General features: G+C 36.4%; 19 protein-coding genes. 2 read left to right on the top strand and 17 right to left on the bottom strand.

The genetic code is table 11. The annotated features are described in order from the left end of the window. Positions 1-175 precede the first annotated feature (175 nt). The 14 genes from J3U73_RS10280 to J3U73_RS10215 form a co-directional block, all read right to left on the bottom strand. Entirely contained in the window at positions 176-577 is a 402-nt protein-coding gene (locus tag J3U73_RS10280; RefSeq protein ID WP_103753096.1) for a PTS sugar transporter subunit IIA, read from the bottom strand. A gap of 54 nt (positions 578-631) precedes the next feature. After that, complete coding sequence (locus tag J3U73_RS10275; RefSeq protein WP_103753097.1) at positions 632-1,450, bottom strand: PTS system mannose/fructose/sorbose family transporter subunit IID; 819 nt, start codon at positions 1,448-1,450, stop codon at positions 632-634. Further along, positions 1,437-2,363, bottom strand: coding sequence for a PTS mannose/fructose/sorbose/N-acetylgalactosamine transporter subunit IIC (locus J3U73_RS10270; protein ID WP_267410380.1), 927 nt, complete (start codon positions 2,361-2,363; stop codon positions 1,437-1,439). The genes J3U73_RS10275 and J3U73_RS10270 overlap by 14 nt, the downstream gene beginning before the upstream one ends. 10 nt (positions 2,364-2,373) lie before the next feature. Next, positions 2,374-2,862, bottom strand: coding sequence for a PTS system mannose/fructose/N-acetylgalactosamine-transporter subunit IIB (locus tag J3U73_RS10265; protein WP_220235165.1), 489 nt, complete (start codon positions 2,860-2,862; stop codon positions 2,374-2,376). A 165-nt stretch (positions 2,863-3,027) separates the two neighbouring features. Continuing rightward, entirely contained in the window at positions 3,028-4,191 is a 1,164-nt protein-coding gene (locus J3U73_RS10260; RefSeq protein WP_267410379.1) for an SIS domain-containing protein, read from the bottom strand. Positions 4,192-4,200: 9 nt separating this feature from the next. Beyond that, positions 4,201-4,920: a GntR family transcriptional regulator gene (locus tag J3U73_RS10255; RefSeq protein ID WP_220235163.1), complete on the bottom strand. Its 720-nt coding sequence runs from the start codon at positions 4,918-4,920 to the stop codon at positions 4,201-4,203. A 211-nt stretch (positions 4,921-5,131) separates the two neighbouring features. After that, a complete protein-coding gene (locus J3U73_RS10250) occupies positions 5,132-8,518 on the bottom strand; it encodes a beta-galactosidase (RefSeq protein ID WP_267410378.1) in 3,387 nt (1,128 codons plus the stop codon). Positions 8,519-8,614: 96 nt separating this feature from the next. Beyond that, on the bottom strand, positions 8,615-8,860 hold the full coding sequence (locus J3U73_RS10245) for a hypothetical protein (RefSeq protein ID WP_220232788.1): 246 nt from the start codon (positions 8,858-8,860) through the stop codon (positions 8,615-8,617). 26 nt (positions 8,861-8,886) lie between these two features. Then, positions 8,887-10,305: a PTS transporter subunit IIC gene (locus J3U73_RS10240; RefSeq protein WP_220269200.1), complete on the bottom strand. Its 1,419-nt coding sequence runs from the start codon at positions 10,303-10,305 to the stop codon at positions 8,887-8,889. Positions 10,306-10,329: 24 nt separating this feature from the next. Then, positions 10,330-10,644 (bottom strand): PTS fructose transporter subunit IIB, encoded by a 315-nt coding sequence (locus J3U73_RS10235; protein ID WP_220220761.1) that lies wholly within the window; start codon positions 10,642-10,644, stop codon positions 10,330-10,332. A 16-nt stretch (positions 10,645-10,660) separates the two neighbouring features. Continuing rightward, positions 10,661-11,167 (bottom strand): PTS sugar transporter subunit IIA, encoded by a 507-nt coding sequence (locus J3U73_RS10230; protein WP_267393913.1) that lies wholly within the window; start codon positions 11,165-11,167, stop codon positions 10,661-10,663. Positions 11,168-11,366: 199 nt separating this feature from the next. Continuing rightward, the gene (lacB, locus tag J3U73_RS10225; RefSeq protein WP_220269198.1) at positions 11,367-11,942 is read right to left on the bottom strand and encodes a galactose-6-phosphate isomerase subunit LacB; all 576 of its coding nucleotides are present in this window, start codon (positions 11,940-11,942) and stop codon (positions 11,367-11,369) included. Between the two features lie 13 nt (positions 11,943-11,955). Further along, a complete protein-coding gene (gene lacA / locus J3U73_RS10220) occupies positions 11,956-12,384 on the bottom strand; it encodes a galactose-6-phosphate isomerase subunit LacA (protein WP_267393914.1) in 429 nt (142 codons plus the stop codon). A gap of 24 nt (positions 12,385-12,408) precedes the next feature. Continuing rightward, on the bottom strand, positions 12,409-13,164 hold the full coding sequence (locus J3U73_RS10215; protein WP_220269196.1) for a DeoR/GlpR family DNA-binding transcription regulator: 756 nt from the start codon (positions 13,162-13,164) through the stop codon (positions 12,409-12,411). 394 nt (positions 13,165-13,558) lie between these two features. On the opposite strand from J3U73_RS10215, the gene J3U73_RS10210 reads away from it, so the two are divergent. Together J3U73_RS10210 and J3U73_RS10205 are read left to right on the top strand one after the other, a co-directional pair. Beyond that, positions 13,559-15,145, top strand: coding sequence for an ATP-binding protein (locus J3U73_RS10210; protein WP_267410376.1), 1,587 nt, complete (start codon positions 13,559-13,561; stop codon positions 15,143-15,145). Positions 15,146-15,147: 2 nt separating this feature from the next. After that, complete coding sequence (locus tag J3U73_RS10205; RefSeq protein ID WP_267393916.1) at positions 15,148-15,834, top strand: response regulator; 687 nt, start codon at positions 15,148-15,150, stop codon at positions 15,832-15,834. A 42-nt stretch (positions 15,835-15,876) separates the two neighbouring features. Here J3U73_RS10205 and J3U73_RS10200 read toward each other — a convergent pair whose 3' ends face one another. The 3 genes from J3U73_RS10200 to J3U73_RS10190 all read right to left on the bottom strand — a co-directional run bounded on the left by J3U73_RS10200 (position 15,877) and on the right by J3U73_RS10190 (position 19,025). Then, on the bottom strand, positions 15,877-16,875 hold the full coding sequence (locus J3U73_RS10200) for an NAD(P)-dependent oxidoreductase (protein WP_220269193.1): 999 nt from the start codon (positions 16,873-16,875) through the stop codon (positions 15,877-15,879). A gap of 13 nt (positions 16,876-16,888) precedes the next feature. After that, positions 16,889-17,968, bottom strand: coding sequence for an AEC family transporter (locus tag J3U73_RS10195; RefSeq protein ID WP_267410375.1), 1,080 nt, complete (start codon positions 17,966-17,968; stop codon positions 16,889-16,891). 268 nt (positions 17,969-18,236) lie between these two features. Further along, on the bottom strand, positions 18,237-19,025 hold the full coding sequence (locus tag J3U73_RS10190) for a PTS mannose/fructose/sorbose/N-acetylgalactosamine transporter subunit IIC (protein ID WP_267410374.1): 789 nt from the start codon (positions 19,023-19,025) through the stop codon (positions 18,237-18,239).

The following is a 19,025-nucleotide window of genomic DNA, read 5'->3' as shown; positions in this document are numbered from 1 at the left end:
AAAGGACTAACTCCGCTTGAATATCGGAAGTTAGTCCTCAGCTAGCAGCTAATACAAAGTGTCCTAATTTTGGGGTTCATATCATAGGCTAATCCTATTTTATTTAGTTAATCATACATAGTAAAAAGCCTAACTCTGATAATTCATCGAATTAGGCTTTTTTACTTTGGTAATTTTATTTATTCATTTTAGCCAACATTTCGGTAACATCGACCATTCCTGCTTTCCCGGCAGTGATATAGTCAGATTCTACCCCGTTCATTTGACTATTTAGCCATTCAATTACAAGTGGAAGATTCATTCCTGAAATCAAATGAATTTTTTGTCCACCCATAATCATTCTACTAACAACATTTGCAGGAGTTCCACCCATCAAATCAGCGAAAACAGTAATATCAGCAATATCCATTCCTGCTATTTCATTCTCAAATTTCTGCTTGAAATCCTCTGGTCCTTCGGATGGGAGTAAACAAACTGTATGTACATGTTCTTGTTCGCCCATTATTAATTCGGCACTGGCTTTTACGCCTTCTGCCATTTTTCCGTGACTAATTAGTATTAATTCTTTTTCAGCCATATAAGTTCTTTCTCTTACTATCGTTTCATGACATTACTGCGTTAAAGCGGCTTGCTAGACTTTAGCAATAATTCCAGCACCGCCTAAGATAATGCACAGAACTAAAACAATTAAAATTGCCTTAGTCGAAGTCATACCTTTCTTACCTAATAACCAGTAGACAAAGCCAACCACTGCAGCTGGGAGCAGTTTTGGAATAATCATATCAAGATTATTTTGAATATTCATTGAAACCTTACCGATTTGTGGTGTCCAAGCAAATTTAATGTTAACCATAGTTGCTACTAATGCACCAACCATGAAGACACCCATAACCGTAGCTGAATCAGTTAATGCGTTTAACCGATCCCGCATATCAGTTACCAATGAAACACCTTTATCATAGGCAAAATGTAATTGTTTCCAACGGAAAACACAGATTAACAAGCAGGCTGCAACCCATATAATAACACCAATTGGGTTTCCTTCATGAGCCATCGAAGCTGCTAAAGCACCAAAAATAGTTGGAATTAGTGAAGCAAAGATTGAGTCACCAATAGCGGCAAATGAACCCATCAACCCAACTTTCATACTCTCAACAGTATCTTTACCGGCAATTCCCTCATTTTCCTCAACCGCAAGGTCGATACCAGTAATAATAGTATTGAAGAAGTTTGAAGTGTTGAAGAATTGCATATGAGTCTTCATCATTTCTCTTAATTCTGGGGTATCGTCACCATAGATTTTTCTTAATTGCGGCAAAATCGTGTACAGATAACCACTGTTCTGCATTCGTTCATAGTTCCAGCCTAACTGGTAACCGAATAATGATCTCCGGTTAATCTGATTAAAGTCCGCATCAGTTAATTTATATTTAGGTTTAGAGTTCGTCATCAGTGATCTCTCCTTCATCATTATTAACACTTGAACTTGCTTCTTCATTGCCTGCACTTTCAGCGCTCTTTGCTGGTGCAGGTCTGCTAATCGAGATGTTCTTGTAATGTAAGATTGCAAAAGCTAAGCCCAACATTGCAATTGCTAACATTGGTAACCCATTGAAGATGGAAGTAAAGCCTTTATTAACAGCAGCAAGACCAGTACCTAAAGTCTGCAGACCAGTAAATAGGACTGAGAATAAGGTAGTAATAGTAAAACCAAGAATTAAGTAAGCCACATGTTTCTTAACTGGTAAGTAGCGAAGCAAAATCGCAAAACCGACTGCTGGAAGCGTAGCACCTGCAACAGTTAAACCTTGACCTAGCCATAAGAACTCGCCATTTAAAGCATTGGCAATGCTTTGAACTAATCCTTGACCAAAGGCTAAGGCGATAAAAACGGGAATCGCACGAGATAATGACCACGGAATTGCACCATAAAGGACATTTCTTTCAACGGCTTTATAGTTAATCTTATCTTGATCAATTAAGTGATCGATTCTGTGAGAGAAGTAAGTATTAGCAAATCTTGCTAATACGTCCAGCTCTACCATGATTGCTGCTACAGGAACAGCAATTGAAGAAATAGCTGTTTGGGGAGTCATGCCCTTAACAGTTGTTGAAAAGGCAGTTGCTAGGACCGTACCAGTAGTTGCATCAATTCTTGAAGCACCACCAAAGGTACCAACACCTAAAACCATTAACTGCATTGAAGCACCGATAAATAATCCAGTAGGTAAATCACCCATAATCAGACCAGCAATTAAGCCGGCGCCGACAGGAGTATTTAAAGATGAATAGATTTGCAATTCGTCAAGAATTTCTAAGCCTGCATACAAAGTAAGCAGTAATATTTGCCACCAAGCTATCATTTTTTTCCTCCTACTTTATCTTCTCGTCAATCAGTTTCATAACATTGGTTGCATCAACACTTGGATTCACCTGTGCGATTATTTCAACACCCTGATTGGCAATTTGGTTAAAAATCTTAACATCATCTGGCGTGACATTTACCTGCTTAGTCAGTTCTGTCGTATTTTCTTTGCGTGACATATTCCCTAGATTGAGCGAGTTAAATTTAACACCAGCATTAAGCAGTTGTAAAAAGTTTTCTGGCTCTTTTGAAACTAAAAATAGTCTCTGCTTGCCATAACGATTTTTTAATAAATGATCAGCAGCAATTTTTGTTGGTAGAACACTTAGCCTCGTCGTCATTGGCGTTGCCATTCTAAGACCACTTTTCTGGATATCATCCTTAGCCGCTTTTTCATCTAAAACAATAATTCGTTCCACTTGCAGCTTCGGTGTCCAAAGATTAGCAACTTGACCATGAACCAAGCGTTCATCAACTCTTGCACCCACAATATTCATATATCTTCCTCCATATCTTCAAGGAAATCAAAACATTTTTAAAACGCTTTCACAATTACATGGTAAGGTACCAACCAATTTTTGTCAACCTGTACTTTTAAATTAATAATAATAACTTTATTGTTATGTTATACAAGCTTTTATTATATAAACAAAGTAATGGCGCTAAAACTTATGAATAGTGACGCCTTTAACGACCCGGTTAACGGTTCCGGTAGGCGATGGTGTATCTGGTTTGTTATTTACTTTAATTGAAGTTAATAATGCAATGGTCTGACCAAACATGACATCTGGTAGAGCTAAATATGCATCTGGCAAGAGTTTCTTTTCCGCAAAAGTAAATGTTTGACCAGCAAAGTCTTGACCATCTTTTTCTTGGCCAACTGCCATTACCAGTGGCACGATTTGATCATCCCTAATTTCATTGAGAATATCCAAATCATATTGTCTGGTGTACGAATTATTGGAAACAAAATCGAAAACAATCGTCTTTTTATCCAAAAACGACTTAGGACCGTGACGTAAACCCATCGATGTGTCAAATAATGCAGCAACTTCGCCAGCAGTTAATTCTAAAATCTTTAACCGGGTTTCTTCAGCAAGTCCACCTAAACAGCCACTACCGATATAGGTAATTCTGTTAAAATCTGTCTTGACAAGCTTTGTAATCTCGTCTTCTCTAGCAATCACGCTCTTGCCCATTACAGCAATTTGCTTAATAATCTGTTCTTTTTCTTGATCACCAAGGGTATCAAAGACTAATAATGCTGCTAAAGTCATACATGAAAATGATCCCGTCATGGCAAAGCCTTGGTCAAGTGATCTTTCCGGCATTAATAAAACTAGCCCCGTTTCATCGCCTTGTAAGTCTTGAGCTAAATGACCTTCAGGAGCACAAGTAATGGCAATTTGGTATAAATTTTTTACCAGCTTTTTGGCTAATTCAACTGTCGCAACCGACTCTGGCGAATTGCCACTACGAGCAAAGGAAACTAAAATGGTAGGCGTTTCCGGCTCAAGGTAATCTTCTGGAGTAGACACGATTTTAGTAGTATCAATTGCCGTAAAATCATATTTGCTGCGATCACCATGTTTTTGTAAATACGGCATAATTGTGTTACCAACGTACGCACTGGTTCCTGCACCTGTAAAAATTACCCGTACCTTGCCACATTCAGCATTAACCTTGGCAAGAAAATCCTTAATTTGGGCTTTATTACATTGGTAAATTGACCAAGTTTGTTGCCATAATTCAGGCTGTTGCTGAATTTCACGGGTAGTAATCTTGGCACCCATCTTTTCAAGTTCTGCATCTGTCTTTGTAAACATTTGTTCTCCTTATTTTGCTAAATCGTTATATTGTCTTGACCGATATATAAACTTATCTCCACGCGCTAAAGAAATAGTGAACTCAATCGGAATATTTTTATCATTAATTGTTTTTCGGTAAATTTTTAAACTAGGCGATCCAACTTTTTCAGCTAGGTATTTACTCTCTAACTCATTTAAACTGACGGCTTGGACATCTTCAAATGCTATCACGGACAACTGATTATATTTTTCTTTTAGCACTCCATAAAGCATTTTATTTTTCAAATCTACTATTTTCAATTTAGGAAATAGTTTTTCTGGTAAATAAGTCGTACTAAGCATTCGTGGATGGCCATTGGCAAGACGCAAGCGAATTAGCTTATATGCCTGTTCTTTTTCAGCCAGATTAAGCTGCTCAGCTATTTTTTTTGACGGAGTCACTAATTCTAAGCTTCGATTCTGCGTAGTTGCTTTTTGACCTTCTCGTGTAACTTCTTCAGAAAAAGAGTAAATTCCACCAATATTCGGTCGATCTAAATAAATGCTCGAGACAAATGTTCCTTTACCATGAAGTCGGTAAATTAGTCCCCGCTCTTCTAAGTTTTGCAGTGCTAATCGAATAGTATTGCGACTGACACGATATTTAACCAATAATTGCCGTTCACTTGGTAGCTTCTCATTGGGTCTCATCTTTTTGATTAACTTTTCTAAGTCGAGAATAACCCGCTGATAAAGTGGCTTTTGCATTAACATCTCCTCCTTTTTAACTGGTTGATACCACTTCGAGTGTAGCAAAGAAAGCGGTTAAATACAATTTGTTTTTAAAAATAAAACTATTTTCCTTAAAAGTTCTAATTTATTACTCTTACTAAGTTTGGACAGATTAGCCAACTAAATAAACACACAATCAATTATGGGTGCGATTAAATTTCTTGCTCTTTTCTCTATCAATCTTTATTTAAGTAAAATTTTTTGCTTTTACAAACTTATTTAGACCAATTACAAAATAAACTTTATTTCTAATTAAGACTTTTCCACCATAAATTAAAATTTTCTCTTTCTTACTTAATATTTTTTTACTTATTTTATTTCCCTGCCTATTATAAATATACGCATTATGTTTTAATTTCTTAAATGTGCCATCAATATTGCTAGCAACAATATACTTGTTTGGACTTAACCTATAAAATTTGCGTCGATGCACTAAAACCTTTCCGTAAGTTAGAACTTTAGTTCCAGCTTTTACATAACTTGATAAGATTTTTTGTCCTTTTTTATCATATAAATATGCATTATGCATAACTCTTTTTAGCTTACTTTGCCACTTCTTAGACTTGCTATTAGTATTATTTTCTCTGTTCTCTGAATATTTTACATTCGAAGTATCTTTAGTTATTTCGTTAACAGCTGAGTTATTTTCTTGGATTTTACCAAAAATATCCTGGTACGTTGCGGCTTTAACTTTTTCAACTTGATTAGATGAATTATAAATTCCGTTGCTAATTAAACTTACTTTCCCTAGTTTTGTACTCTGATTATCTAAACTCCAAACAGCTATCGAAATTAAATTATGTCCCTGTTCATTTAGCAAGCCAGCTGGTAGATAAAAGTCTTTTTGCGGTCCTGCATTATTTATATATTGGCCATATAGCCAACCATTAATATAAATATATGCCCGATATTTAGCCCCATTTGTACCAAAAGTATCATCAGAAATTTCAAGTGAAATTGGTACATCGTAATTTTCTGGCATGTTTAAGTCAAAAGACGTATTATACCAACCTACACCAGCAGATTTTCTGCTATCAGGCAAAGTAACTTTTTCCCATTTTGAATCATCAAAACCAGGTAAATACCAACCATGTCTTTCTCCGTATAGCCCACCAAGGTTGTATGAACCTCGTGATGAATCAAGAACTTTTTCTCCACCTATATTGCCCTGCAATTTCCAAGTAATTTCAGTATCTGTACCATCTTTTCTTTGCAAATTTGCACTTATAAGACCCCGGGCAGTTTTATGTGAGTCTTTATTATTCCCATCTTCATCATGCCCCATATTAGCAACTAAGACAGAAACAACATTATCTTGGTTTTTTCTTAACCAAGCAGGATCTATGCCAAAATCCTGTTCTTTGCTTTCTTCCTTTTCCAAGTCACAACTTCCCAAGAAATGTCCATTCAACCATGCTGAATACGCACCATAGTTACCAGTAATACCGTTTAGTTTTAAATTACTTTCATGACCATTAGATGTAAAATGACCGCGATACCAGACATTACCATGATGGAACCCGTAATCATCAGCAAATAAAACTTTTTTACTAGTAAACTTAGTTATACTGTTGGAAGATTCCTTATCAGCAACTTGCCAGGTAGAATCATCAAAATTGAGGTTGGATTCTGGATTTGCATCATGATACTGCCAATCTTTTAATTCTGGTAATTTGATTTTTGCTTTATCTACGCCTGGAATATTTGTATTAAACCAGCCGGCATCTTCTTTCATCGTTAGCTTTTGGCTATTCCATCGAATTTCATTAATGTCTGCTGGACAATATACTGCGAGATTCGTGTCTGAATTCGTATCACCACTTAAACTTAACGTTTTCCCTTGAACTTCGGCTTTGCGAAGTAAATACGGACCATTCACTAGAATTGTTCCAACAGAAGTCTTTTGCTGCCATAAATTGTTCATTTGCTCATATGAGCCCATGATTAATCTTAAGGAACCACCTTTTGACTTTATTTGAACATTAGCTAAACCATCATACTGATTAGTTAAAGTTAAAGTTTTTTTGGCTTCATCCCACTTTTTATTTACTTTACCAGTTTCAACACTTACTTCTGGCTCTGTGTCATATTTCAAAACCGTTTGATTAGGATCATTCTTATCTGAATAAACAACCAAGGTATCTTCATTATCATTTGAAAACTGCGTAAAAATCTCATTGGTAGAATATACAAGATGCTGCTTGCCAAAATTATAATTTGCAGTAATTATTTTTGAAGTTTGACCATTTATCCGAACAGAAACTTTAGTATTAACTTCATCGGTCTTGATTGGTAAGCTATACGTATCATCACCTGTTGAATTAGTTTTATTATGTCGAACGAAATAGAACTTGGTTTTATTATCTGGATTTTCCCTTTCAATAATGTAAAAAACATTATTAGTTGAAGCTTGCTCTGATATTCTATCTGTTTTTGCTATCGGCTTGACACTTTGCAACATTAAACCAATCTTTTTTTGTTGGGCTGTTTTATCGTCAAGCTGTCTTTGTTCATTGATTGCAGCACCATAATCATAAGAAGTATAACCTCCGGGGAAAGGCAAATATCCCCAAGAAGTACCGCCATATGTCATGTATGAACTTATTATTGTACCTCCTTCTCCTATAATGTGCTTATTAATAATGTTTTCAGAAGAAGTACCGCGTTGATTTCGCCAGTAATCATAACCCCTGCCAGCCCAAGGATCGAACCAGCCATTACCGAGTTCTGCTAAAAATATTGGTGACTTCGCTCCCCAACCTTTTGTATGAGGATCTTCAAACGTATTTGGTAATGCTCCGATGTTACCAATACCGGGATATCTGTCAAAAGCATACATATCTGGTGCACCCTTGCCATTTGCCCAGGTCCCTTGCGGACCACTTTTATCATTATGGAAAGTCGGAACATCGATTCCGTCTGCTTTTACTTTACTTTTTAGATCTTCCATGTACTGAGAATCACGGTGCCATCCAGTATATTCATTTTCAATCTGATACAGAATTACACTACCACCATTGGTAATTTGATGTTTGGCAATAATTGGATCAATATGATCTAACCATTCTTTATAACTTTTAGTATAATCCGCATCTGATGAACGTGCGCGGCCTTTTTGAGTTAAAAGCCAATCTGGAAAACCACCAGCATCTGTTTCCGCATTAATATAAGGTCCTGGTCTAGCAATTACATATATGCCAACTTCCTCGGCAATTGTTAAAAGTTTGTCTACATCTCTAACTCCAGAAAAGTCATAGACCCCTTCTTTAGGTGAATGGTAACCCCAATTAAAATAAATTGTGACAGCGTTGAAGCCTTCAGCCTTCATCTTTTGCATAACATCACGCCATAATGAAGGACTAGGTAAACGCCAATATTCAAATTCGCCAGAATAGATTGGGGTTCTGACACCATCTATCATTAAAGAATAACGATCAAAGGTGACTTTAGCTTTTTGACCTATTGGAGGCAATTCAGATTCTGCAGCCAACAAATTTCGTGTTGGTATTAAGTTAAAAAGGCAGAGAATAAACAGTATTGCTAAAAAGTTTGAAATCTTATAATGCTTTTTCATTATTTATTTTCTCCTATTTAAAATAACTAGTTATCTTAAATTAAACTAATTATGCCATTAGATTTTTTGAATCTAATGGCATAATTTAATACTCTTTTATTTCTTCAATTTTTTACCTTGCCAATTATAATATTTTTGGCTAAGGCGATTTCGGGGATTATCATAAACAACGATTCGGTATAATGCATAAATTGTGCCAACCATGGCCACTATTGTAGTTAACCAGTTTTTGCAGATCAGCTGTAAAAAATTTATTGCAATAACGAATATTGCCCATAATAAAATGCCGTTTCTTCGTGCCTGTTCTTTTGCTGACACCTTTACTTTTTTCAATTTAATCACCTTGAGCAAAAATAACTATTTTTAACCTAAGCTTTTTTAGCTGCTGCAGCATATTCTGCATTTCTCTTCTTCATTTGCTTAGCGTACCAGATGAATAAGAGCAGATAAACGGCTAAAGCAATTAAGGCATAAACGATGAACATTCCCTGTTGTTTCCAAGCATTACCGACAAGATAAGCTAAGAATTTTTCTACTGGGCCTTCCATCGTGGTATCTGAAACTAGAGTATGAGCCGGAATAGCTGCACCAACAGAGTGCGCCATATTAGTGACAAATGGACCAACCATTGTTCCTGCCCAAAGGAAAATTGGTAATTCAATTGTTCCGATAATAATCATCCGAATAATTTTTCCTCTAGTAACTACTAGCAAAGCTGGGGTAACACCCATTGCAATGATACCGCCAAGTGGCATTAACCGATTACCAGGTAAGACCATTGCTTCAAGCATCATAATTGGAGCTAAGACGTTAGCTGCTGCCCAAATCTCTGAACGTCCTGCTAAAAATGGCCAGTCGAGACCAATATTAAAGGTCCGACCAGAAAACTTCTTGGTAGCAAAATCGGCAATTCCTTGTGATAAGGGCTCAACTGACGCAATAAACCAAGAACCAATAACTGAGAACAGTTCAATACAAGAGCCGCCAATAAATGATAGTGTGAACATATCTTTCCAACCCTGTTCGGTAGCAAAATTGTTGCCGGCAAGCAAAGAAACAAAGATACCTAAGTAGACACCGATTGCAAATCGACTACCCCAAAAGCCGATTTTTTCATTTAACTTAGTTGAGTCAAAGTCAAATTTATCAAGCCAAGGTAGGCATTTATCAAAAAACTTATCAAAGAGCATAATGATCGGGTTCATCATGTAGTTCATGTGCGTAGTCGTCATTGGGTTGCCTTCAGGCGCATCCAAGAGGTCGTTAAACGTTGGCTTCATTAAATCTGAATTGATGATTTTCATCGTACCAATAAATAAAACCAAAATAGTTGATAGCCAAAGCGGCGCACCGACATAGACACAAAACAAACCAACAAAGGCTAGGTGCCAGACATCAAAAATATCAACATCTAAAGTGTTAGTTTTATTCAAGAGTAATAAAACAACATTTAAAATAATTAAAACTAATAGATAAAACAGTGTATAAGGTGAGCCCCAAGTAATTGTAGCTAACGGTGCCCAGCCCATATCCTGCATATCCATATGAATTCCCGTATGCTTGACGAATTGCAACATTGGCTTTTGAAAAGCCGTCGTCAGCATATTCATAATATTGCCAATTGCTGTAATCGCAATCGCTAATTTTAGACCACCTTCGAGCGCTTTAGTAAACTTTACCCGAAATAGCACTGCAATCAGTGTTAAAACGATTAGCATGATTGTTGCCGCCCCCATGTCAATTAGGGGTTTAAAAAGAGAATTAGCGAAATTAATTATCCCATTCATTTTTTTCTCCTTTCAAAAAAAGAGTTACTTAGCGTTAACGTCCTTTACAACTTTTTCGACTTCATCATAGACTGGCTTAGCCATCGCAGGGATTCGGTACAAGATTGCACCAGCTTCAATAAGCGGTACTTTTGGCTTAAATGAAAGATCGGTTTTGGCAATTGTCAAATAGCCATCATAATTGGAAAGCAAGTCTTCGTTGACATCTTTCACCATATAAGCATCAACTTTAACGTTGTAGCCTCTTTTTTTCATTTCTTCTTCGACCGCATCCTTGATTTGATGGGACGAATTAACTCCTGCACCACATGCAGCAATAAATTTAACTTCTCTACTCATCAGAAAAACCCTCCTATTATTTAAAATGCTCACTTAGAAACCGGTAAATCTTATCGGGTTCAGTCAGCTTAAATAACTCTTGTAAATTGGCAACAGGTGTTAATCGCAGAAAGTCCATAATTTTCGCCAAAATGTTTGCTTGTCCAGCTGGATCATTATTTAAAATTAAAAATAAAAATTTCACGAGCAATTCCTGATCAGGATCAATCATATTTTTGAATGGTACTGCAGTCATTAGGGAAACTGGAACAATCAAACGAGTATTGACAAATTCACCTTCAGTATGTGGAACTGCAATATTAGGTAAATTTTTATTAACAGGCGAAAGATCAATTCCAGTTGGATACTTTTCTTCTCGCTTAATGATTTCAGGTAAAAATTGCTTTTTAACCAGTTTTTCTGCACTAAGCTGGTTGGCAACTTCATGAAAAATATCGGTCACACTAGTTGAATTACTGACAAAAACAGCATTCGGTAAAAACAAGCTATTCTCACTCACAGCATTAACTCCTTTTGCATTCATGGCAAGCTTTCCTTTTTGTTTATTTATGTTTGAATTTGTTCACTTGCCTATTGCTATTATAGGTAAATATAATTGGAAATGCAAACGCTTTTTTAGAAAAAATAATTATGCTGGGAGTATTAAAAAAGTCATGACAATTGCCGTCATGACTTTTAGTGTGCGATTAATATTTTCTTTTATTATTAACAATTATTTCCACTTAATCGTGGTAAACACCCTCAGCCCACTTTTTATTTTCTTCATCAAAAAAGTGAACATTATCTTTTTGGTCTGGATTTGGTTTAGCAATAGCCGCGATTTTACTAATCAATTGCTTATTTTCTTTGCTTGGCTCATAAGCAGTAGTAAGAAATGAATCGACAATATCAAAAATAAAGTCGCGTCCTAACACTATTCCGCCAAAGCCAAGAATATTAGCATTTAATTCGCGCCGAGCGTACTGCGCTTGTGTAACATCACCAACCATCGCAGCCCTGATGCCTTCATTTTTATCAGCAGCTGTTGAAATACCAATTCCTGTTCCGCAAAGAACAATACCAAAATCAGCCCGGCCAGAAGAAACATCCTCGGCCACCCTTTTGCCGTAAATTGGATAATGCGTCCTTGTATTATCATGGGTTCCTTCATCAATTACCTGGTAGCCTTCCGCCTTTAAGTGATCAGAGATTGCCATTTTAACTGTAGTAACAATATGGTCGTTCCCTAGAGCGATTACTTTTTGCTTATCAATTTTAGGATCAACATATTCTGGTTGAGGTCGATCATTATCTAACATTTGCCTATCCCTCCTAAATCATTTTTTCTAGCATATCGAGCCGAACTTGGTGACGACCACCAGCATAGTCTGTATCAAGGTAATGTTGAACAATTGAGTAAGCTAATTGCTCACCAACTATCCCGCTACCAAGTGCAATTGCCTTTGCTCCATTGTGCATTGCCGTCATATGAGCGGTACGCTCCTCGTTAACATTTGCGGTAACCATGCCCTTAACTTTATTAGAAGCCATGGCAGAACCGACCCCATACTCGTCAAACATAATTGCCTTTTTAATACCATTATCAAGTACTTCATGCGTAACTTTTAAGCTCGAATCAACAAAGTCCTCTGTAGGCTTTCCCGTCACATCCAAAACTTCATAGTCATGACTTTCAAGATACTTTTTAACCTTTTCTTTTAAAACAAAGCCGCCTTTATCGCTGCCAATGACCACCTTCATCGCTATGTCTCCTTTCCCTAACAACTACTTATAAATAGTTGTAAATTGACTGTAATGTTTTTCCAACTCAGGCTCAATTCCATGGTTAGTAATCAGACCGTCGACCTTGCGCAAATCATAAAATTCATGAAAATCACTGTGGTCAAGCTTAGTATAATCAGCTACCACAAATTTTATTTGTGAACGATCCAGCCCGACTTCTTCGGTTTGGCCCTCTTCTAAGTTAGCTGTTGTCAAAGAAGCATCCTTAATGCCATTAACTCCTACAAAGCCAACAGAAAATGACATCGTCTCCAGTTCACTATTAGCCAAAGCCCCCAGAAAGGCACCACTAATTCGGCGATAAGAACCGCCAACCATAATTAAGTCATAGTCATTTAGATTATTTTTGGCTGCTTCAAAAACAGGTAGTGAATTGGTAACAATTCGCAAATGCTTGATCTTTAAATTAGCAACCATCAATTCCAAAGTTGTCCCTGGTCCTACATAAATAGAATCATTTTCATGAATTAAATTACAGGCACGCTTTGCAACTTCAATTTTTTCCTTAATATGGATTTCGCGCTTTTGCTGGTAGCTCTTCTCAATTCTACTTTGGTCTGTTAACTGCTGAGCTCCGCCATGAACTCGCAAAATCTTATTTGCCTTATGCAATTCATTGAGGTCACGTCTAATTGTCATGTCAGAAACTCTTAGCGCTTGTGCTAGTTCGTCAACTGTAACAAATTTTTGTGTGTTAACTATTTGTAAGATATTTTTTAGTCTTTCACTTTTTAGCATTGATTACCTACTTTTTAAACTAGATTATGCAACTAACTTAGTTCACCTTTAGTATAAATGTTCTTTTTTGTTTGTCAATGTTTGAATATGTTTGATAAGTGAATTAAGAGTAATTAGCTGCAAGTTATTTCTTCTTACTAAATCTATTCTAGATCATGTTGTTCAAAAAATTATTAAATCAGTTTCTTCTTTACAAATAAACAGCAAAATTAAGGTTTAATCAACTATTTCTTTTTTAACCAAAATAAAGTCTACAGCAGATCATAAACTTCATTCCGATATTAGTTTTAACAATAGATATTGATAAAATCTTTCTTTAGGTTATTAAGCTTTTTTTCTGATTTAGTAGTTTATACTAGTAGTAATAAGTTGTAACGATATAAAAAGGAAAAACATGCCACGAAAATCACGCTTTAGCTTACGAACTAAATCTGTTTTACTAGTTTTTTTAACAACAGTTATTTTTGTTATTACTGCTGGCAGCATCGCTTCATACCACGTCAAACAGAATCAAAAGCAAATAATCAAAGAGGAAATCGCTGGGGTTGCTAGAATTGCTGCCCAGGATACAACCGTTAAGGAAACCCTAAAAAAGCATCCCCAGCCCACCAAAAATAATTCATTGCAAAAATATGCCAATCAAATTACACAAGCATCTCGGGTTGATTTCGTTGTAATTCTAGACCGGAATTTAATGCGCTACTCCCACCCTGATACTAGTCGGATCGGCAAAAGATTTAGTTCTCCGCAAGATGCTAAAAAGTCAAGCACTGGTAAAAGCCATTATTCACATCGCAAAGGTATTTTAGGAACGGGTTACCGCATCTTTGTTCCTGTTTTCAAGAACAAACAGCAAGTTGGCATTGTCTGCGTTGGCCTAACCGATAGCTCAATTAACCGGGCAATTTTATCTGCTCAAAAAGCGGTTATTCTTGGATCATTATTTGCTTTATGTGCTGGCATAGTTTTGGCACTTTTTTTAGCGCAAAGGATTAAAAAATCTCTTTTTAATATGGAACCAGATGAAATTGCTACCAAGCTGACGGAACTACACGCTATTATTGATAGTATTGATGAAATCTTAATTGCCGTTAATGAACAAAATATCGTAATTACAACCAATTATTTAGCTAAAAAAACATTTCCAGCAGTTAAAGTGGATACTGTACTAGATTCCAATTTAGCTAAACTGATTTTTAATCATAATCATTCACAAAATAAGACCAATGTTCCGCTCTTAATTAACGCTAAAGAATACATTGTATCCACTAGTAGGCTTGTTTATCATGACAAAACTTACGGCCAAATTGCTCTACTGCAAGATCAATCCAAATACCAAAAACTGTCTGAACAATTAGCTGGAAGTGAGCAATACATTCAAGCACTCAGAGCGCAATCGCATGAATTTCGCAATAAATTACAGGCAATTTACGGTATGATTGAATTAAAGCAATATGATAATGTTACTAACTTTATTGGCAAAGTTAACGCTAATTACCAGCAAGAGTTTGGCCAGCTAAACCAGCAGATTGAATCACCAGCTTTAGTCGGGTTTTTAACCGGTAAAATTAATCAAGCTAAAGAGCAAAAAGTGACTTTGACACTTACTCCTGATTCCTATCTGCCAGAAGCAATTGTTTCAGACCAATTAAATCTTGATCTGATCAAGATATTGGGCAATTTAATCGACAATGCCTTAGCTGCCATTGATACCAGTGGTACCATTAAACTCGAACTTAACTATGATTCCGAGAGTACAACCCTGATTATCGAAGTGACCGATAACGGTAGTGGTATTGCGCCTGCTGTCCGTGAACAACTTTTTAAGCAAAAATATTCGACTAAAGGTAAAGATCATGGCTACGGCTTAATGCTGGTTAAGCAGATTGTCGATAATCATCACGGCTATATTGACATTACACCTTGTGACCCACATGGTAGCAATTTCTATCTTGAATTACCGATTAACAGCGAGGAGTAAAAATGTTACAGATTCTCATTGTGGAAGATGACCCAATGGTCAGTTCAATTAATAAACAGTACCTAATGAAAATAATTCCGCCTGCAAAAATGAAGCTTTTTCAAGTAGATAGGGCTGACAAGGCATTAGCACTTGCGCAAAATTTACAGCTTGATTTGGTCTTACTCGATATTTATTTACCCAAAATTTCAGGTACTGAACTTCTTCATTTATTTATTGAGCACAATCTTCATCCGAATGTAATCATGTTATCAGCTGCTAAAGATAGCCAAAGCGTTAACCAGGCGTTAAACTATGGTGTACTCGATTACTTGGTAAAACCATTTTCTTTTGAGCGATTCCATAAGGCAATTGAGCATTTTCTAAAATATAATAAGGTATTAAACCAGGATCGACAATTATCGCAAAATGAACTCGATCAGGTTTTCATTACGCAAGATTTTGCTGGAGAAAAAGAAATGACTTCCTTACCCAAAGGACTATCAAATTTTTCTCTTAACAAAATAAAGGCGGTCATTGCAGAAACACCCGATTATTTTTCTAATCAGGAGATTGCCCGGAAGTCTAAACTCTCGCGGATTACCACGAAAAAGTATTTAGACTATTTAGTAAAAACTAATGAATTAACAATCAAAACACATTACCTAAAAGTAGGTCGACCAATTAAACTTTATAAAGCTAATAAATAAAAGCGAGCTATCAGCTGATAGCTCGCTTTTTTGTGTATTAACTTAATCTAACTTAACATCATTATCGGTCTTGCCGGTCTCCAAAACTTGGTGGAAGTTTTCATAGCTGACTGCAATCATATCGGTTAAAGCTGGACTGGTGTAAGAACCAATATGTGGAGTTAGTAGAACCTTAGGATATAAATCAACTAACTGCTTAGTCAGTTCATTAGTGATATTGCCTTTAAAATCATGTCCCAGCACTTCAACTTCGTCTGGTAAAACATCACTAGCAAAACCAGCGATTTGATTTTGCGTGATTGCCTTAATAATAGCAGGATAATCAGCAAGTTGTGTTCTCGCCGTATTAACCAAAACAGTAGTTGGTTTCATTTTCTTTAAAAAGTCCGCATCGATTAAACGATCATTTTGACCTGGGAAATACGGCACGTGGATTGAAACAATATCTGATTTTGCCAGCAATTCATCCTGCTCAACAAATTCAACATATTGTTTAGCAAAGTCGCTTGGATAAGGATCATAGCCCAAAACCTTGGTTCCCATTCCGCTATACAGCTGCGCTTCAGTCGCACCAATTCGACCTGTTCCGATAATTCCCACAGTACTTGAATGAACTTCCCCAGAAAAAGTGGCGGTCGAAACACTAAAGTTTCCTTGCCTGGTCAAATCGGTTGCCAAGGCGGTATGTCTAAAGAGCATCATTCCTAGGGTCATTGCCAATTCGGCTACAGCGTATGGTGAATATGCCGGAACGCGGGCAACTTTCATTTCATATTTGGCTGCGGCCTTAAGATCAATATGGTTAAAGCCGACTGTTCTAGTAAAGACGTATTTAATGCCCCACTCATTTAATTTTGCCAAGTTTTGTGCGTCTGCCTTACAATTGGCACGTAACAAAACAGCATCCGCACCTTTAGCAGTTTCAATATTATCGTGAGTTAACAATTCAGATTCCAATTGCACATCATAATGATATTTATTTAATTTCTTGAAGTAATCTACTTCATTTTCACGTACGCCATAAGCAACAATTTTAAACATAAAAACCTCCTAATTAATGAAATAATCCGCTTTGACTAAGAACACCGAGAAAGGCGATCCAAAATGGCATTGCCACTACCGCTAAAATTGTCGATACAAAGGATGCATTGGATGATAAGACCGCTTCACGATCAAAGCTAATCGCATAAGACGAAGCAACGGCAGCGGTTGGCGTAGCCATCATAATAATGATTGTACCTAAGGCAACATAGCTAATCGGTAAGATGTTAGTCACATTTAAGATGACCAATATTACCAAGTTAAGCAGTGGTACCAAGACAACCTTATTAAAACTGTAGTACCAAGAAGTCTTGTTTTCCGCAGCTTTTTTAAATGAAGTCGAACCTAAGGTAGCACCGATTGATAACCAAGCAAGTGGTGATGCAAGGTTAGCCAGATATTGCAGTGGCTTGTACAGCCAAATTGCAGTCTGATCAATTCGGTAAAAGGCAACCTTAATTATTGGTGCACCAGGATTAATTACGCCATTAACAGCTTGTCTTACAGCTACCTGTGGCATGTAATTTTGTACAAGCCACATAATCAGTCCCAAAAAAGTAGCAATTACGACCGGATTGACAAACATTTTTTTGATATTGCTTGCCTTCATTTTTAAGCCAGACATCTTAATATAGGCATAAGAATATAAAAAGATCCGGTAGCCAATATTAAAAATCGAGCTATACATTATGCCCTTGGTGCCAAAAACCGCACCAACAATTGGAATCCCAAAAAAGGTTGTCGAACCAAAAGTGGTTAAAATTGCTAGAACATTTCGTTTATCTTTAGGATACTTGGCATAAGAAATTGGGGTTACCAAAATCAAAATAATATAAATTGCAATTCCCCAAATTAACACATTCATCCCTTGCGAAAAAGTTTCGCCATTAATCGGTTGCATAAATGAATTGAATGCCAAAGCCGGAAGCGCAACTGTTAAAACAATCTTAGATAAAAGCTTACCATACTTTTCTGTAAAGATATTACGCTTACGTAAATAAAAGCCCAATAAAATAATAAAAATTGTTGACGTTATTGAGCTAACTATCGCAGCATTGGAAAATGTCACTTGAATTGCTTTCGCAATATTCATCTTTCTCCTCCTACTTAATTACATATTTCACAATATATTTTAGTTTTAACCTAAATTTTTGATAATAATAGTAAATTAATGTAACCTTTTGTAACTTATGTAAGCGAAATCAAGTGAATATAAATGAGAGATTTTACCAGTAAAGTGACTGGCATTTGTCGGAAAATTCAAGCTAATAGAATATGTGAATAAAAAGACAAAGCTAAAGCATCCTATTTTAATCTTCATAAAATAGGATGCTTCTTAACATTATTTTTGTATTAGCTATTTAAAATTCATCAAATCCGTCTTCTTCTTGCTCTGCTACATGGCTTACCTTCTTATGAACTGGCGATTGCTCAAAAAAAACATACATAATTGCTGCCATTACTACAGCAAAAATCGCTACACCTGTTGTGGTAATTCCACTGTAGGCTACTAGGAAAAAACCTAAGAAAAAGAAAGCCGCAACTTTTTTATTCATCATCATTTGTGCTAACATTGCAAAACCTAATAATGGTAGTAATCCTGCCGCGACATTCATTCCATCCTGTACAAAAGAAGGAATAATATTAAGCACTCTGGCTACAGTTGATGAACCAAAGTAAAATGCCAAGGGAATAAAAACAATACCTGGCCAATCTTGGATATAACCTGCTATTAACATGTTTCTCGTTAACGCATGCGTATTTCCTTTTTCAGCAGCACTATCACATTTATGGATAAAAGCTAACATTAACGGTTGCCCCGTTGCCAAACCTAATGCCTGCATAATAGCCGCGATTGGTATACCTAATGTTAATGCTGCTCCAGGTGCTGCATGAGTTTGAATTGCCAAAGATATGCCAATGATTGAACCAGAAACTAAATCTGGAGGATCATAAGCTCCGACTGAGACAGCACCAATCATTGCCAATTCCAAGGTTGCTCCCATAATAATTCCGTCTTGGATATCGCCCAAGACTAAACCAACAAGTGGTCCCAGAATAATTGGGCGTTGTAGATAGCTGGTGCCGAGTAACCATTCAGAATAGCCTAGAAGTCCAACTAAAAATATTAAAAATGTTTTTAAAATCAT

The organism is Lactobacillus sp. B4005 (assembly GCF_026536045.1).
Lineage (GTDB): Bacteria > Bacillota > Bacilli > Lactobacillales > Lactobacillaceae > Lactobacillus > Lactobacillus panisapium.
The sequence above is the reverse complement of the archived record's forward strand: the minus strand, read 5'-3'. Positions and strand labels throughout refer to the sequence as shown.

Bases quoted from the DNA above. Each gene is read 5' to 3' on its own strand.
- J3U73_RS10265 (WP_220235165.1), bottom strand. From the start codon at position 2,862: ATGAATATTGTGGGTGCAAGAGTTGATGAACGCTTGGTTCATGGTCAA.
- lacA (WP_267393914.1), bottom strand. From the start codon at position 12,384: ATGAAGGTGGTCATTGGCAGCGATAAAGGCGGCTTTGTTTTAAAAGAA.
- J3U73_RS10190 (WP_267410374.1), bottom strand. From the start codon at position 19,025: ATGATTTTAAAAACATTTTTAATATTTTTAGTTGGACTTCTAGGCTAT.
- J3U73_RS10280 (WP_103753096.1), bottom strand. From the start codon at position 577: ATGGCTGAAAAAGAATTAATACTAATTAGTCACGGAAAAATGGCAGAA.
- lacB (WP_220269198.1), bottom strand. From the start codon at position 11,942: ATGTTAGATAATGATCGACCTCAACCAGAATATGTTGATCCTAAAATT.
- J3U73_RS10275 (WP_103753097.1), bottom strand. From the start codon at position 1,450: ATGACGAACTCTAAACCTAAATATAAATTAACTGATGCGGACTTTAAT.
- J3U73_RS10230 (WP_267393913.1), bottom strand. From the start codon at position 11,167: ATGAATGCAAAAGGAGTTAATGCTGTGAGTGAGAATAGCTTGTTTTTA.
- J3U73_RS10200 (WP_220269193.1), bottom strand. From the start codon at position 16,875: ATGTTTAAAATTGTTGCTTATGGCGTACGTGAAAATGAAGTAGATTAC.
- J3U73_RS10240 (WP_220269200.1), bottom strand. From the start codon at position 10,305: ATGAATGGGATAATTAATTTCGCTAATTCTCTTTTTAAACCCCTAATT.
- J3U73_RS10205 (WP_267393916.1), top strand. From the start codon at position 15,148: ATGTTACAGATTCTCATTGTGGAAGATGACCCAATGGTCAGTTCAATT.
- J3U73_RS10210 (WP_267410376.1), top strand. From the start codon at position 13,559: ATGCCACGAAAATCACGCTTTAGCTTACGAACTAAATCTGTTTTACTA.
- J3U73_RS10260 (WP_267410379.1), bottom strand. From the start codon at position 4,191: ATGTTTACAAAGACAGATGCAGAACTTGAAAAGATGGGTGCCAAGATT.
- J3U73_RS10270 (WP_267410380.1), bottom strand. From the start codon at position 2,363: ATGATAGCTTGGTGGCAAATATTACTGCTTACTTTGTATGCAGGCTTA.
- J3U73_RS10235 (WP_220220761.1), bottom strand. From the start codon at position 10,644: ATGAGTAGAGAAGTTAAATTTATTGCTGCATGTGGTGCAGGAGTTAAT.
- J3U73_RS10215 (WP_220269196.1), bottom strand. From the start codon at position 13,164: ATGCTAAAAAGTGAAAGACTAAAAAATATCTTACAAATAGTTAACACA.
- J3U73_RS10195 (WP_267410375.1), bottom strand. From the start codon at position 17,968: ATGAATATTGCGAAAGCAATTCAAGTGACATTTTCCAATGCTGCGATA.
- J3U73_RS10255 (WP_220235163.1), bottom strand. From the start codon at position 4,920: ATGCAAAAGCCACTTTATCAGCGGGTTATTCTCGACTTAGAAAAGTTA.
- J3U73_RS10250 (WP_267410378.1), bottom strand. From the start codon at position 8,518: ATGAAAAAGCATTATAAGATTTCAAACTTTTTAGCAATACTGTTTATT.